10 protein-coding genes are annotated in these 15,888 nt (G+C 35.3%); 3 read left to right on the forward strand and 7 right to left on the reverse strand.

Going from position 1 to position 15,888, the window contains the following annotated elements; translation table 11 throughout:
• From AB8B65_RS16205 to AB8B65_RS16225, 5 genes are all read right to left on the reverse strand, one after another.
• The coding region (locus tag AB8B65_RS16205) for a GEVED domain-containing protein (protein WP_405302315.1) at positions 1-3,497 on the reverse strand (3,497 nt) is incomplete at its 3' end.
• A gap of 340 nt (positions 3,498-3,837) precedes the next feature.
• The gene (locus AB8B65_RS16210; RefSeq protein WP_405302316.1) at positions 3,838-5,013 is read right to left on the reverse strand and encodes a trans-sulfuration enzyme family protein; all 1,176 of its coding nucleotides are present in this window, start codon (positions 5,011-5,013) and stop codon (positions 3,838-3,840) included.
• A 285-nt stretch (positions 5,014-5,298) separates the two neighbouring features.
• Positions 5,299-7,701 (reverse strand): bifunctional aspartate kinase/homoserine dehydrogenase I, encoded by a 2,403-nt coding sequence (gene thrA / locus AB8B65_RS16215; protein WP_405302317.1) that lies wholly within the window; start codon positions 7,699-7,701, stop codon positions 5,299-5,301.
• A 145-nt stretch (positions 7,702-7,846) separates the two neighbouring features.
• On the reverse strand, positions 7,847-8,839 hold the full coding sequence (locus AB8B65_RS16220; protein ID WP_405302318.1) for an alpha/beta fold hydrolase: 993 nt from the start codon (positions 8,837-8,839) through the stop codon (positions 7,847-7,849).
• A gap of 10 nt (positions 8,840-8,849) precedes the next feature.
• Positions 8,850-10,145 (reverse strand): O-acetylhomoserine aminocarboxypropyltransferase/cysteine synthase family protein, encoded by a 1,296-nt coding sequence (locus AB8B65_RS16225; protein ID WP_405302319.1) that lies wholly within the window; start codon positions 10,143-10,145, stop codon positions 8,850-8,852.
• A gap of 783 nt (positions 10,146-10,928) precedes the next feature.
• Between AB8B65_RS16225 and metK the strand changes: the two genes are divergently transcribed.
• Positions 10,929-12,185, forward strand: a complete 1,257-nt coding sequence (gene metK / locus AB8B65_RS16230; protein ID WP_405302320.1) for a methionine adenosyltransferase — start codon at positions 10,929-10,931, stop codon at positions 12,183-12,185.
• 91 nt (positions 12,186-12,276) lie between these two features.
• Here metK and AB8B65_RS16235 read toward each other — a convergent pair whose 3' ends face one another.
• Together AB8B65_RS16235 and AB8B65_RS16240 are read right to left on the reverse strand one after the other, a co-directional pair.
• On the reverse strand, positions 12,277-12,873 hold the full coding sequence (locus tag AB8B65_RS16235; RefSeq protein WP_405302321.1) for a hypothetical protein: 597 nt from the start codon (positions 12,871-12,873) through the stop codon (positions 12,277-12,279).
• A gap of 3 nt (positions 12,874-12,876) precedes the next feature.
• Entirely contained in the window at positions 12,877-13,332 is a 456-nt protein-coding gene (locus AB8B65_RS16240) for a hypothetical protein (protein WP_405302322.1), read from the reverse strand.
• 373 nt (positions 13,333-13,705) lie between these two features.
• Between AB8B65_RS16240 and AB8B65_RS16245 the strand changes: the two genes are divergently transcribed.
• Positions 13,706-14,725, forward strand: a complete 1,020-nt coding sequence (locus AB8B65_RS16245) for an HAD family hydrolase (protein WP_405302323.1) — start codon at positions 13,706-13,708, stop codon at positions 14,723-14,725.
• A gap of 66 nt (positions 14,726-14,791) precedes the next feature.
• Positions 14,792-15,790 carry a Gfo/Idh/MocA family protein gene (locus AB8B65_RS16250; protein ID WP_405302324.1) on the forward strand — a complete coding sequence of 333 codons (999 nt, stop codon included), beginning with the start codon at positions 14,792-14,794 and terminating at the stop codon, positions 15,788-15,790.
• Positions 15,791-15,888 lie beyond the last annotated feature (98 nt).

The following is a 15,888-nucleotide window of genomic DNA, read 5'->3' on the forward strand; positions in this document are numbered from 1 at the left end:
GCGATTCCATCAGACCATTCTGCGAAGAAACGAACTCGCACACTTAGTGTAAGTTCATTGATATATGCTGATAAATCATACGATAGATTGTCGAATTTTGTTCCAATTCCGACATCTGCAATAATATCTGCTGTTAGTGCTGTCCAAGCTGTTCCATCGGTAGAGACTTCTACTGTAAAGTAATCATCTGCACCACCAACACCATCATCTAAGTAATGTGAATAATAACAATCAAAACTGAATGCCAGATTTACATAATCTGTCGTATCATATGAAGTCGTTGATTGTAATGCGTTGTGTGTAATGTACGAGGTTCCAAATCCGTCAGCTCCGACATCTGAGTTAGAGATTACAAATTGATCACTTCCAAATCCTGAAGAGATTGCTGGAAACCATACTTCTTCTGCTGGGACAAAAGTACTTGTTTGATTTTGCCATGCAGAACGCGCATTGATCGTAGCGCCATTGTCAATGATAAATACGTTACTAAAAGCTCCTAAACCGCCAGACTCGAAGTCTTCATCTATTAAGAAAACATCTTCCACATCTCCAGAAACTGATATTTCTAACATATCATTTTCTCCACATACAACTCTACTTGATATATCTGGCGTAATATTTACTGTTGGTATAGGATTAAATTTTGCAACAACTGGCTCTCGCACCCAAGATTCACAAGTACCATTGTAAGCCGTTACATAGTATGTTGTTGTTGCTGAAATTGATGGAGTTGTCCAGTTTCCTGTAACTGTTGTTGCCACTAAGCTTCCGCCTGTTTCGGCATCGTACCATCTGAATTCTGTCACTGAAGGTGTTCCTGTTCCTGTTACAGATAAATTTACCGTTCCTGTTCCACAAGTTTCCCCATCAGTAATCGTATCAATTAGTGCATCACAAAACGGTTCAACTGTAAATAAATAATCTTCTGCTTCTCCATGTTGATCAATTGTTACTCCTGTATCTACAAAATCTTCACATGGATCAAAATCGTATGAATTATTATAATCAAATATGGAATAATCATAACCTGTATAGTTACGAACACGCAATCTGTAATTACCAGCTGCAGTTCCTAACGGAATTACAAAACCGAAAGTGGTGGTTGTAGTTGAGATAAAGTTTGAATTGTATACTTCTTCTGTTGTTTCATCGAATACATCATCACCATCCCAATCGACCCAAGCTTTCCAAGTACATCTAAATGGAGCTTCTAAATATACATTAATACCTTCTCCTTCTACTTGTCTTGATAAAGTAGCTAGACCTGTGAAATCCTGATAACCTGTACTAAAACCTGTACCAGCATTAGTAACATCTTCCAAAGTTCCTAGAAAAGCAACTTCATCTATATACATCGTACCAGGTGTATCTGTTGTTGGTTGACAAGGTCCAGGAATTATAGTTGGTGTTGTAACACAAATATTAAAGGTTCCTTCGCTACCAGCACCTCCATAACTGTATACTCGGACATAATAGGTTGTTCCTATGGATAGACCAGTTGCATTGATAACTTCAGTACCAGATCCTGTTGTTCCGTCTGCGCAAGTAATATTAGTTCCATTACAAGCACCTGAACGTAAATCTAATACTAAATCAACTATAGTTCCTGTCGTTACTGTAATATCATGACTTGTTGCAGTAGCAACAAAGCTATACCAAACATCATCATCTGCATTTCCTGTAAAACCACCACAGCTAATTGCGGCTAAACTTTGAGAAGCATCTACAGTTGTACCAGTAATACTTGTTATACATGTATTACTTGGACTGACACTTAATGAAGTAGCATTGGCGCAATCATCATTTACAGGTGGAATTATCGGTGAAGTTACACAGATATCAAAAGTACCTTCATTTCCTGTACTTCCAAAACTGTATACTCTTATATAGTACGTTGTTCCTGTTGTTAAACCTGTTGCATTTATTACTTCTGCACTTGCGCCTGTTGTGGCATCTGCACAGTCTATATTAGTTCCTGTACATGCACCTGATCGTAAATCAACTACGGCATTTGTGAGTGTTCCTGGTGTTACTGTTATATCATGATTTGCTTGTGTAGCTGTGAAACTATACCAAACATCGTCGTTTGCATCTCCTGTAGCACTGTTACAATTAATAGCTGCAATACTTTGTGTTGCTAATTCAGTTGTACCTGACACACTTGTTGTACACGTTGTTCCGCTTACCGTGAGTGCTGTAGCATTGGAACAATCATTATTTAATGGTGGTTGCGGAGGCGTAGTTACACAAATATCAAAAGATCCTACTTGTCCTGCTCCAGCTCTACTGTATACACGTACATAATAGGTTGTACCAAGCGTTAAACCTGTCGCGTTTATAACTTCTGCATTACTACCTCCTGTGTTGTCTGCACAATCTATATTAGTTCCATTACATGCTCCTGATCGTAAATCTATAACTACGTCACCCATAGTTCCAGGAGTAACTGTAACATCATGCTCAAAAGCTGTAGCTACAAAACTATACCAAACATCGTCATCGGCATTTCCAGTTATTCCATTACAATTAATCGCTGCTAAACTTTGTGTTGCATTATCAGTTGTTCCAGTAACACTTGTTACACAGGTATCTGTTGGACTTACACCTAATGTTATAGCATTGGCGCAATCATCATTTGAAGGTGTTGTAACTGGTGTTGTGACACAGATATCAAATGTACCTGCATTGCCAGCATTACCATAACTGTATACACGCACATAGTATGTTGATCCTATTGATAGTCCTGTTGCATTGATAACTTCGTCAGTACCTCCTGATGTATTGTCTGCACAATCTATATTGGCTCCATCACATGCGCCCGATCGTAAATCAACTACCAAATCGTTAATTGTTCCTGGACTTACTGTAATATCATGAGCTGTTCCTGTTGCTACAAAACTATACCAAACATCGTCATCTGCATCACCTGTGAATGCATTACAAGTTACAGCAGCAATACTTTGCGTAGCTGTAGAAGAGTCTCCAGAAACAGATGTTATACAGGTGCTTGTTGGGCTTACACTTAGTGAAGTAGCTCCAGAACAATCGTCATTAGCTATTGAAGGCAAACTTAAAAGTGTGACTACAATATCACCGTTTAAAGCATTTGATGTTGCACAGTTGTAACGATTTAAATGTATTCTGTAATCTCCGGTTGTAGTTGGTATAAAATCAATGGAAGCTTCTGTTCCTGCACATGCTGGGCCATTATCGTCATTGAATGCTACAGAAGTTCCTGAAGCATCTCTAACTGACATTTGTGTGTCAAAACCAGATCCGCAATTAGAAAGTCTGTAAGTAGCTCCAGCAATCATATTGGTAACTCTGAAATTTCTTCGCCCACCGTTGTTTTGAGGTGGCGTACAAGTTATGCTGTTCCCTACAACAGCAGGAGCAGCTGTGGTACAAGCATTATTGTTTATTCCGGCGCATTGCGCTTGTAGGTCTGAAAAAGATAAAAATATACAAATAAAAGTGAGGCATAGGTATGTTCTCATAATTTAGGGGATTTGGTAGTGGGCTATTTTGCTTTACTAAAATTAGAAAATATATCGTTTCATTAATCTTTAAAAAATTGCATTTCATCGTTATTTTAAGATATTTCATCGAAACCAGCGGCATATTTAGTTCTTTACAACTCACTTGTACACGCTTATTTATAAGGCATTTACGGGAATCCGCAACTAAAAATGATCGATTATCCTATTTTTTCTAAAAATCAATTAATAATCTACTTTTCAAAATTTAAACTCCATTTTTTTACACAAAAAAAAGTGAACCGAAGCTGACTTTTTTAATGTTTATTAACTTTCTTTTTAATTACTACAAATAGCAGCTTTAATCGACATTTTCTAATGCTTGAGTGATATCTTGAATGATGTCATTTACGTTTTCAAGACCAACAGATACACGAATAAGTCCGTCAGTAATACCTGTTTCCAATCTATCTTCCACAGATAATTTACTATGCGTTGTAGATGCTGGATGCGTAACAATACTTCTTGTGTCACCTAAATTTGCTGATAACGAACACATTTTAATACTGTTTAGAAATGTTCTTCCAGCGTCAACGCCTCCTTTTACTTCAAACGCAACTACGTTTCCTCCTAGTTTCATCTGCTTTTTGGCAATTTCATATTGCGGATGCGACTTTAGAAAAGGATATTTTACGGTATTCACTTTTGGGTGATTTTCTAAAAACTCAGCCACTTTTAAAGCATTCTCACAATGACGATCTACACGTACAACTAAGGTTTCTAGACTTTTTGATAAAATCCATGCATTGAATGGCGATAATGCTGGGCCTGTATTTCTTGCGAATAAATATATTTCACGAACTAAATCGGCACGACCAACCGTAACACCGCCTAATACACGACCTTGTCCGTCAATAAGTTTTGTAGCAGAATGAATTACTAAATCGGCTCCAAATTTTATAGGTTGTTGCAAATATGGTGTTGCAAAGCAATTGTCTATGATTAAGATGAGATTGTGCTTTTTGGCAATTTTTCCTAATATTTCTAAATCTATGATGTCAACTGCTGGATTCGTTGGCGATTCTGCATATAATACTTTCGTATTTGGCTGAATTAAGGATTCAATTTTATCTATTTCGTTTACTTTGAAATAACTTGTTTCAATATTCCATTTCGGTAAAAACTTCGTAAATAGACTATTGGTTGAACCAAATATGGATCGCGAAGACACAATATGATCTCCACTATTAAGCAATGCTGCAAATGTGGAAAATACCGCCGACATTCCTGTTGCAAAAGCATAACCATCTTCTGCACTTTCTAGTTTGCAAATTTTTGACACGAATTCGGAGGTGTTCGGATTCGTGAATCGACTGTAAATGTTACGTTGTTTTTCTTCTGCAAAGGAAGCCCGCATATCTTCTACATCTTCAAAAATAAAACTTGATGTAAGGTATAACGGATTGGAATGTTCAAGGAAACTAGAGCGTTCTATTTGTGTCCGAATTGCCTGTGTTTCTATGTGTTGGGAATTCATTGTTTTTGTTGTTGTTTTAGTCGCTTTGCTCCTGTTGTCAGTTGGTCGCTGCGCTCTGTTGCTTGTAAAAGTGTTTTTCTATTTTTTATTTCAAAACTTAAACTATTAAACTTATAAACATTTAAACTTCGTTTTTTGTTGATTCGTTGATTTGTTTTCTATCTATAGTATATAAAATCAACTATTTATCATAGTATTCTCGACTGCGCTCGAATTGACATTTTTTAATTTAAAATTCAACATTTAGCATTTAAACTTCAAACGTAGACTGAGCGGAGTCGAAGTCTACAGTTTCTCCGTTAATCGTAAAATATCTCCAAAAACACCTCTTGCCGTCACTGCCGCGCCAGCACCTGCGCCTTGAATTACCAACGGCTGCTCTTTGTAGGCTTCTGTGTAAATTTCAAAGATAGAGTCTGAACCTTTTATTTGTCCCAATGCACTATTGCTCGGTACAGAAATTAGCTTTACTTCCAAGATTCCTGTTTCGGTAGATAAATCGCCCACATAACGCAATACATGATTTTCTTGCTGATTTGCCTTGATGAGTTTATACGTTTTGTCTAAATCAGTCACGTTCTTTTTGAAATTTTGCAAACTGATTGCTTGTAAGTGCGCTGGCAATAAGTTTTGAATGGTAATATCTGAGAATTCATGCTTTAAATCCAATTCCCTAGCAAGGATTAAAAGCTTACGTGCCACATCATTTCCCGATAAATCTTCACGCGCATCTGGCTCGGTAAATCCTTTTACTGAGGCTTGTTTCAACACTTTGCTAAATTCGATGTCTTTCACCGAAAAGGTGTTAAACAAGTAACTTAAAGAGCCTGAAAACACACCGCGAATTTTACTGATTTTTTCACCCGATTTATGCAATAATTTTATCGTGTCAATTAATGGCAATCCCGCTCCAACATTGGTTTCGTACAAATAATTTTTTTGATGCCTTTTCAGTTCTTTTCGCAACGTATCATAGAATGAGTACTCAACTGTATTTGCAATTTTATTTGCCGAAACCAAATCGAAGCCATTCGTAACTAAACTTATATAATTATGAATAAAATCCTTGCTTGCTGTTGTATCAACCGCAATTAAATTTTCTAAGTGATTGTTTTTTGCGTAGTCAATTATTTGCTGTACGGTATGCGCTATTTTTTCTTTTGTGAATGTTTCCTGCCAATTGTCTGCAATTCCGTTTTTGTCTAAATATACATGTTGCGAATCTGCCACAGCAAACACATTTAACTTGATGTTGTTTTTGTCTAATATATCTTTTTTGCTTTGCACGATTTGATCTAATAATGTGCCACCAACCAATCCTTTTCCAAAGACTGCGATATTTATTTTTTTAGAAATTCCGAAGATTTGACCGTGAATTACATTGATTGCTTTGTGTAATTCTGATTTTTTTACCACCAAACTTACGTTCTTCCCGCTGACGGTATTATTGAATAGAATTGGAACGATTTGATTTTTGATAAGCGCATTGTACGGCTTGTGAAATTCACTTAAATCTTGTCCCACAATCGAAATTACAGCGACATCATTAATGATTGAAATTTTGTTAACATCTTTCGTGTAGAAATCATTTTCAAATTCTTTTTCTAAGGCTACAATTGCTTGTGGAGCCTTTTCTGCATCAATCACCAAACCAATTCCACGTTCCGAAGAACCTTGCGAAATGATACTTACATTGATGTTGTTTTCGCTTAATGTTTTAAAAATTCGCGCATCTACACCAACTCTTCCTAGCAAACCTCTTCCTTCTAAATTGACTAGCGCTACATTGTCTAAAACGGAGATTGATTTGATTCCTTTTTTCGTCGTTTTTTGCTTGATGATGGTTCCTTCATCCGAACTATTAAAAGTATTTAAAATTCGCAATGGAATGGTTTTTTCTATGAGCGGAACAATGGTTTTTGCGTGTAAAATGTTGGCTCCAAAGTTTGCCAACTCGTTTGCTTCGTTGAATGATAATTCTGAGATTTTTCGCGCGTCAGCGACCAAATCAGGGTTCGCAGTGAAAATTCCATCTACATGTGTGTAGTTTTGTAATTCTTCTGCATCCAAAAAATTAGCCAATAAAGCCGCCGTATAATTGCTTCCGTTTCTACCTAAAGTTGTGGTTTCATTGTTTTGATTTGAACCAATAAAACCTGTCACAATGTTTACCGTTGTTCCGTTATGCGATTTGAAATGATTGATGATATTTTTACGCGAAATGACATCTAGTGGACGTGCATTTCCGAACGCATCATCCGTTTTTATAAGATTTCTAGTGTCTGTAAAATGTGCATTAACACCTTCTTTTTTTAGTAAACTCGTCACTAATTTCGCCGAGATAATTTCTCCTTGCGACACGACTTGATCTTTTATTTTTTCACTGTAATCTCCTAATAATGAAACACCTTGAAACAAATTTTCGAGCGTTGTAAATTCTTCCGAAAAATCTATCGATCTGTCTATTTGACTTTGATATGCTTTAAACGCGGTCAATTGTTCGTGGTACGATTCTTTCTGAATAGCTTTCTCTAACATTTCCAACAACTCATCCGTAGCGTTTCCACGTGCAGACAATACGACTGCAATATGTTCTTGCTGTGTTGCTTTTTCTTTTATGATTTGAATCGTGTTTTTGATTCCTTTTCCGTTTGCGAGTGATTTTCCGCCAAATTTTAAAATTTTCACACGTTTAAATTTTAATAATTATTTTGATAATTTATTTTTAAAATTGAGAACGTGTGCAACCACTTCGTTCTCGTATTAAAAATTTTAAGCCTTATTTTTATAAAAAATGACTGAAAATTTTGAATTCTCGTTTCATGCTTTTACTCTATTTTATTGATGATTTTTGTACTTGAAATATGTTTCTAAGCAACAGACTTAGTTGACCATATTCTATTAAAAATGCATCGTGTCCGTGAATCGACTGAATTTCGTCGTGATACACGTTTTTCTTGACGCGTTTTAACCGCTGATACGTTTCTATGTCTTCATCTGGCGAAAAAAAGATATCACTGTTAATACTGATGATATGAATGTTTCCTGTAATTTTTGAAGCTACTTTTTCAAGTGAAGCTCTTCCTCTGGTAATATCGATTGTTTTTAAAAGCTGATTCATCAGTTTGTAGGCTGCCAATTGATAGCGTTCTTGGAGTCTTTTTCCATGGTGCGCCAACCAACTTTCAGTATTAAACTGTGCTGTTTCTTTGTGTTGTGTTCGCTGGAATTTTACTTTGAAAGAAAAAGGCGTTCTGTAGCACAACATGGCATGAATACGTGCATCTTCAATCGGATTGCTAGAGTTTTCAAGGATGCGTTCTTGCAAAAAGCAATTCCCAATAAGCCAATCGGTCGATTTCCAATCAGAAGCAATCGGAATTAGATTTTGAATCAGATTTGGTTCTAAAACTGCCATTTCCCACGCAATTCCTCCGCCCAACGATCCGCCAATTGCGGCAAAAAGCGAATCTATTTTTAGGTTTTCTAGTCCTCTGATAAAAATTTTAGCAATATCTCTCGCCAAAAAGTCTTTATAGAATTTGATTAATCCCGTTTCGCTTGAAAAACCATTGCCCGGAATGTCGAAGCTTAAGATTTTAAAATAGTTGGTATCAATACATTTTCCATCGCCAATCAACTTATTCCACCAACCGTTTTCGCCTGTAACTTCCGAGTTTCCTGTGAGTGCGTGATTTACTAACACAATTGGCGCATCTGCACTATCCGAACCTGTAAGCTGATAACTCAACTTTAGGTTTGGATAATACGCGCCAGTTTCGGTAAAGAAATCTGAAATGGTAATATGTGCTATTTTCTGTCTCAAAATATGTGTATTATGATGCTGGAATTCCCGCGGTTATTTTGTCAAATACGGTTTGTAAATCTGTTTTTAGATCTGACACATTTTCCAAACCGACCGATAAACGAATTAAGTCTTGCGTTACACCTGTAGCTGTTTGCTGTTCCGCTGTTAGTTGTTGATGCGTGGTACTTGCTGGGTGAATAATGAGTGATTTTGTATCGCCAATATTTGCTAAAAGTGAGAATACTTTTGTTTCGTCAGCAATTCGTTTTGCAGCTTCAAATCCTGCTTTGATTCCAAAAGTTACAATTCCGCTTTGCCCTTTTGACAAGTATTTATCTGCTAATGCTTTGTAGTTACTCGTTTCCAATCCTGGATAGTTTACCCAAGCAACGGCTTGTTGTGTTTGTAGCCATTTTGCCAATTCGAGTGCGTTTTCACTGTGTTGTTTGATTCGGATTGGTAAGGTTTCTAATCCTTGAATGATTTGAAATGCGTTGAATGGACTTAATGCGGAACCAAAATCGCGCAATCCTTCAATACGAACTTTAGCAATAAATGCGGCTTCTTTGAGTGCTTCGCTGTAGACTAAACCGTGATATCCGGCAGATGGTTCTGTGAATTCTGGGAACTTTCCGTTTGTCCAATCGAATGTTCCAGCGTCAATGATGGCACCACCTAAAGCTGTTCCGTTTCCGTTGATGTATTTTGTAAGTGAGTGAATAACGATGTTTGCACCGTGTTTGATAGGATTCAATAAGTAAGGTGTGGCAATTGTATTGTCGACAATGAGTGGAATTTTGTTGGCTTTTGCTTGCGCTGAAATTTTTTCAATGTCTAAAACGTCTAATTTCGGATTTCCTAATGATTCAATGAAAACGGCTCTTGTGTTTTCTTGTACGGCATCATTGAAACTGTTTGCTTCTGCTGGATCCACGAATGTAGTTGTAATTCCGAGTCTTGGCAAGGTTACATTTAGCAAATTATACGTTCCGCCATATAAACTATTGGAAGCAACTACATGATCGCCAGCTCTTAGTAATGTTAGCAATGTTGTTGCAATGGCTGCGGTTCCGGAAGCGGTTACTACTGCTGCAATTCCACCTTCTAAAGCAGCTAGTCGTTGTTCTAAAACGTCGTTTGTGGGATTGTTGATTCTTGTGTAAATATTCCCTGGTTCTGCTAAGGAGAATAAGTTTGATGCATGATCCGAATTGTTAAATACATATGCTGTCGATTGATAAATTGGGACAGCTCTAGTTCCTCCGTTTTTCGTTGTGTCGTGTCCTGAATGTAATGCTTTTGTTGCGAATTTTTGTGTACTCATGTTTTCTCGTTTTTATGTTTTTGTTTGTTTGGATTTTGTCTATTTGTTGATTTGTTTGTTTGTGCTTACTCTTGTGTTTTTTGTACTGTACTTGTTGAAATTTCACCAATGAAAAAAGGTCCTTTTGGAAGTATATTACCAAAAGAACCTTTTTTACAAAATGATAAATGGGTTAGTATTTATCTGGTACTTTTCGATAATAGCAAGCTTGACTACAGCACATCATGCACATAGTCATCATACAACAACACATTGTCATTGTAATTTTGATACTTGCTATTTGAAAAAATTTACTCATTGGTTTTTGAAAAAAAGAAATTAACTTAAAATATAATCATGAAAAAAGCCTCTGCGATTTGCAGAGGCTTAAATTATTGTGAGATGCTTTTTAAAGTTAGCGTAATACAATAGTGTCCTCTGCGGCATTTCTGCAACACATAGTACAACACATCATATTTGAAACTTTAGTAAACATTTTTTGTCTTTGTTTGCTACAAAGGTAAAGTCATAATTATTTAATATCCAAATGTTTTTTCAAAAAATTTCATTTTTAACAGTTTTTATGATGAAATATAAAATTCTATTTTTTTGTTGTTTATATCTAGTAGATTTTCATACATTTGCACCTGTTTTGAGGAGAAATTTGAACTGATTGCAACCTCAAGTACTGAATTTAATTCAATACGTTAAAAAATGCTAAAGCAGTAATTTTCTACTTCTTTAGACGACCAAGCAATCTCTTTTTATTTTTTCATCATTTAATTTTTTAAAAGAAGATTTATTATGTCATATTTTTTTACCTCTGAATCGGTTTCAGAAGGACATCCAGACAAGGTAGCAGATCAAATTTCTGATGCTTTAATTGATAATTTTTTAGCATTCGATCCTGAATCAAAAGTAGCTTGTGAAACCTTGGTTACTACAGGGCAAGTTATCTTAGCTGGAGAAGTAAAATCAAACACATATTTAGACGTTCAAAAGATTGCTAGAGAAGTAGTTAACAAGATCGGATACACGAAGAGTGAATATATGTTTGACGGAAATTCTTGTGGTGTTTTATCGGCAATTCACGAACAATCAGACGACATTAATAGAGGTGTTGACAGAGCTACGAAAGAAGAGCAAGGTGCTGGTGACCAAGGAATGATGTTTGGGTATGCAACGAAAGAGACTAAAAACTTGATGCCTTTAGCCTTAGATTTATCACATTTAATGTTGATTGAATTGGCTGCTTTACGTAGAGAAAACAAAGATATTACGTATTTACGACCAGATGCAAAAAGTCAGGTAACGATTGAGTATAATGATGACAATGTACCTTCAAGAGTAGAAGCAATTGTGATTTCTACACAACATGATGATTTTGACGAAAACGACGAAGTAATGCTAAATAAAATCCGCAAGGATATTGTTGAGATTTTAATTCCACGTGTAATCGCAAAATTAGATCCAGCTATTCAAGCATTATTTGGTGATGATATTAAGTATCACATTAACCCAACTGGAAAGTTTGTTATTGGTGGACCACACGGAGATACTGGATTGACAGGAAGAAAAATTATTGTTGATACATACGGTGGAAAAGGTGCTCACGGTGGTGGAGCATTCTCAGGAAAAGATCCAAGTAAAGTAGATAGAAGTGCTGCGTATGCAACGCGTCACGTAGCAAAAAATTTAGTTGCAGCTGGTGTTGCTGATGAGATTTTAGTACAAGTATCGTACGCAATTGGCGTTGTTGAACCAATGGGAATCTTTGTTGACACATACGGAACGGCAAAAGTTGATTTGACTGATGGAGAGATTGCAGAGATCGTAAAAGAAGTATTTGATATGCGTCCTGCAGCGATTGAAAGTCGTTTAAAATTACGCACACCAATGTACAGTGAAACTGCTGCTTACGGACACATGGGACGTAAAAATGAAATCGTTTCCAAAACATTTACAACTCCTTATGGAGAATCAAAAACGATGGATGTTGAGTTATTTACTTGGGAAAAATTAGATTTTGTAGATAAAGTAAAAACAGCTTTCGGATTGTAAGAGATTCTTAGCTTCGTTATATATTTTAGAAAACCGCTTTCTGTTTATGGAAGCGGTTTTTTTGTGGGCTATTTTTTATCAACAAATAGATTCAATCTCTACAAAACTTATTATAAAATTCAATCAAACTTCTAAGATCACTCCTTTTTCGCTGTATACTTTTCGGGTATTTTTCAATAAAAGCATCGCAAGTATCGAACTTTTCTAACAACTTATTAAATCGAGCTTGATTGCGAACATATCCATAAAAAAAATCGCTCACAACAAAAGGTATATTTGGGAAATTTGTTGGATCATTCTCATATAACCTCACACTTCCTGTATTGATAATAACGTCCATTAGCGTTAAAGAAACGGGATTATTAGGAGTTAACATTACAAACTCTTGAACATAAGAATTTTCGCCTTTTCGATATTCATGTACTTGATACACTTTATCATATCCGTACGTCAATTTTTCACCATTTACTTTTACAACTTTTACATTTCCTATTTTGTTAAATCCTCTCGAAAACCTGATCTTCCTACCATAAATAGTATCGTTATTTTTTAGAATGATAAAGTTATTTTCAGTTCCATTCTTATTGTTTGTTTGCAATGTTGTAGCACACGCACACATTAAAAACAACAAACTTATTAAGGCTATTTTTTTAAGATTGATTTGATATTTACAGAAGCTATTTTTCATATTTTACTCACAATTCGCATTATAAAATTCAACTAAATTTTTAATATACCGTTCACGACGTTCTTTTTTCTGTGTAAATTTTTCACGAAAACCTTCACATTTATCAAGTTCTTTTAAGAATTTTTTATAGCTACGTCTGTGTGCATATCCGTAGAAAATGTCACTGACTATAAATGGACGATCTGCCCATTGTCCCGGATCGTGATAGTAGAGTTTTACCTTTCCTTTATTTATAATAACGTTCATCGTTTGGTATGAGTTTTCAGTCTCCTTGAATTCTTTTACGAGTTCGTAAACGCTTTCTTTTCCTTTTCTATTAAATTCATGAAATTGATATACTTCGTTATAACCGTACACTAATTCTTTCTTATTTTTCTGTACAACAGTGATTCTTCCGAGTCTATTAAACCATTTGGTATTTCTTATTTTTTCGCCATAAATTGTGTCTTTAGTTTTCAAAATAATGAAATCTTGTGATTGGTTTTGAGCAGTCATTTGTAAAGACAAAGTACATGTAATAAGGATACAAGTTTGCAGTAAACGTTTAAAAGAAGATTTAATCATCATAAGATATAATTTAATAGTATTTAAAACTACAAAATAGAAGTCTGCAAAAACATACGATGATTTGCGTAGATTTTATGTAATGACTTCAAAATTTCAAAAAATGATATCCGTCAATTAAAATTAATAGTATTTGAAACAGACGCACGTATCCAAACTCTCCATTCCCGTGCATTCGCTCCTATATTTTTTGCACTCATACCATTTATATGAAATTCCAGAAGCTGTTTTGTCATCTTTGCCATGTAATCAACTTAAAATCAAAATTATGGCTTACAAAAATTATGACATCTTATCTGCTTGGAACGCAAATTCGCCAAGAGAAAAAATTATACAATTTGTAGAAGAAGTTACAAATGAGAATCACATAAATTTCGTAGAACCTTCAAAGCGAATTGCAACTTTTGATAATGATGGTACCTTATGGTGTGAAAAACCAACGATACAAATAGAATTTATGAAGTATCAGATGCAAAAAAATATTGCTGCAAATCCTGACACTGAAATCAGTAAGATGATGGAAAAATATTTTAAAGGGGAAATTAAAAAAAACGCTACAATTCAGCGCATACTATATGAACAAGTTGAAAGCGGTATGCCACTATCTGAATTCCAAACTAATGTGAAAGAATTTTTAGCACAGTGGAAATATCCCAAAGAAAATGAGAAGAACAAAAACACTATAAATAAAAAATTGACAGGACGCACATACAAAGAGCTTACCTACAAACCAATGCTAGAATTATTGGATTATTTACGAAAAAATGATTTCAAAATATTTCTTTGTTCTGGTGGAAGCAGTGATTTTATGCGCGTATTTGCAGAAGAATTATATGGAATTCCTAATGAAAATGTAATTGGCTCCTTTGCTATTAACCAATATGTATCAGCAATTAACACGAAGCCAGACGAACCAAAAAATGATATAGAGCCAGAAGAACCAAAAAATGGTATAAAGCCAGAAGATACTTTTATCCGCAAACAAATTCAGAATATTCACAAAACAGTATTTGCAGGAAAATCTGAAGCTATCGATGCTCGTATAGGAAGAATTCCAATTTTTTCAGCAGGAAATGTTTTAAATGCTGGTGATGTGGAGCATTTAACCTATTGCAAATCAAATCCGCTTCCAAATTTTCAATTGCTAATTAATCATGATGACGCTGAACGAGAAGTAGCCTATTCTGAAAAAAATAGGGTTTCACTAGATGTTGCCGAATTACAAGATTGGAAAGTAGTACACATGAAAGATCATTGGAAAACCGTTTTTGCTAAAAACAATTTGTAAAGCGACACAGAACTTTTTCCAAAAAAAATAATTTTCTATTTTTGAGCGTATTCAAAACTAAAAAACATGTCACAAAAAGTACGTTGGGGAATTATCGGATTGGGGAAAATTGCGCATAAATTTGCGGCTGATTTACAACTTTCTGACACTGCAATGCTTCACGGAGTTGCTTCGCGTAGTATGGAAAAGGCTATCGCTTTCGCGAAACGTTACAAAGCACAAAAAGCATACAATTCATACGAAGCACTTGCCCAAGACCCTGAAATTGATGTCATTTATATTGCCACACCACATGTATTCCATTTTGAAAATACAATGCTTTGTTTGAAACAAAATAAGGCAGTTTTATGCGAAAAGCCACTAGGTGTCAATTCCACGCAAGTGCAAACCATGATTGCAGAAGCACAAGCAAGAAACGTATTTTTAATGGAAGCTATTTGGACACGTTTTATGCCGTCATACCAAAAAGTATTGAAACTTTTACAAGAAGAAACCATCGGAGAAATTATAAGTATTCGTGCCGATTTTGGCTTTCTTGGCGAACCAAATCCTGAAAGTCGCTTATTCAATAAAAAATTAGGTGGCGGCTCGTTGTTAGATATTGGAATTTACCCAATATTTTTAAGTCTGTTAGTATTAGGAATGCCGTCCGAAATTAAAACCATGGCGCGCATGACACCAACCGAAGTAGATAGTTTTTGTGCGATGTTATTTGATTATAAAAACGGAGCAAAAGCAATTTTAGAATCTACTTTTGAAGTCGATACGCCAACAGAAGGCTATATTTTTGGCTCAAAAGGTTCAATAAAATTACATCGCCGTTTTCATCATGCCAATACAATTACACTTTTCAAAGATGATGTAGAAACCGTTTTTGAATTGCCACATTCAGGAAATGGATACATTCACGAAATTGAAGATGTAAATGGTTGCATTCGCAATGGAGAAACCGAAAATTCAAAATTACCATTGGCATTTAGCGCACAATTAATGACAATTATTGACCGCGTAAAAGCGCAGATTGGGTTAAATTATGACACAACTACTTCAATCCAAAAAAAATAAACACTATACACATTCATTACATAATTTATTGACAATAATTTCTTATATTAATTGCTTCAAATTAAAGTATAAAAGCACATTATAATACATATAATTTT

It is taken from the genome of Kordia sp. (genome assembly GCF_045105435.1).
Classification (GTDB): domain Bacteria; phylum Bacteroidota; class Bacteroidia; order Flavobacteriales; family Flavobacteriaceae; genus Kordia.

Excerpts from the sequence above, each read along its gene's own strand:
- metK (WP_405302320.1), top strand. The coding sequence starts at position 10,929 with ATGTCATATTTTTTTACCTCTGAATCGGTTTCAGAAGGACATCCAGAC.
- AB8B65_RS16245 (WP_405302323.1), top strand. The coding sequence starts at position 13,706 with ATGGCTTACAAAAATTATGACATCTTATCTGCTTGGAACGCAAATTCG.
- AB8B65_RS16250 (WP_405302324.1), top strand. The coding sequence starts at position 14,792 with ATGTCACAAAAAGTACGTTGGGGAATTATCGGATTGGGGAAAATTGCG.
- AB8B65_RS16225 (WP_405302319.1), bottom strand. The coding sequence starts at position 10,145 with ATGAGTACACAAAAATTCGCAACAAAAGCATTACATTCAGGACACGAC.
- AB8B65_RS16210 (WP_405302316.1), bottom strand. The coding sequence starts at position 5,013 with ATGAATTCCCAACACATAGAAACACAGGCAATTCGGACACAAATAGAA.
- AB8B65_RS16235 (WP_405302321.1), bottom strand. The coding sequence starts at position 12,873 with ATGAAAAATAGCTTCTGTAAATATCAAATCAATCTTAAAAAAATAGCC.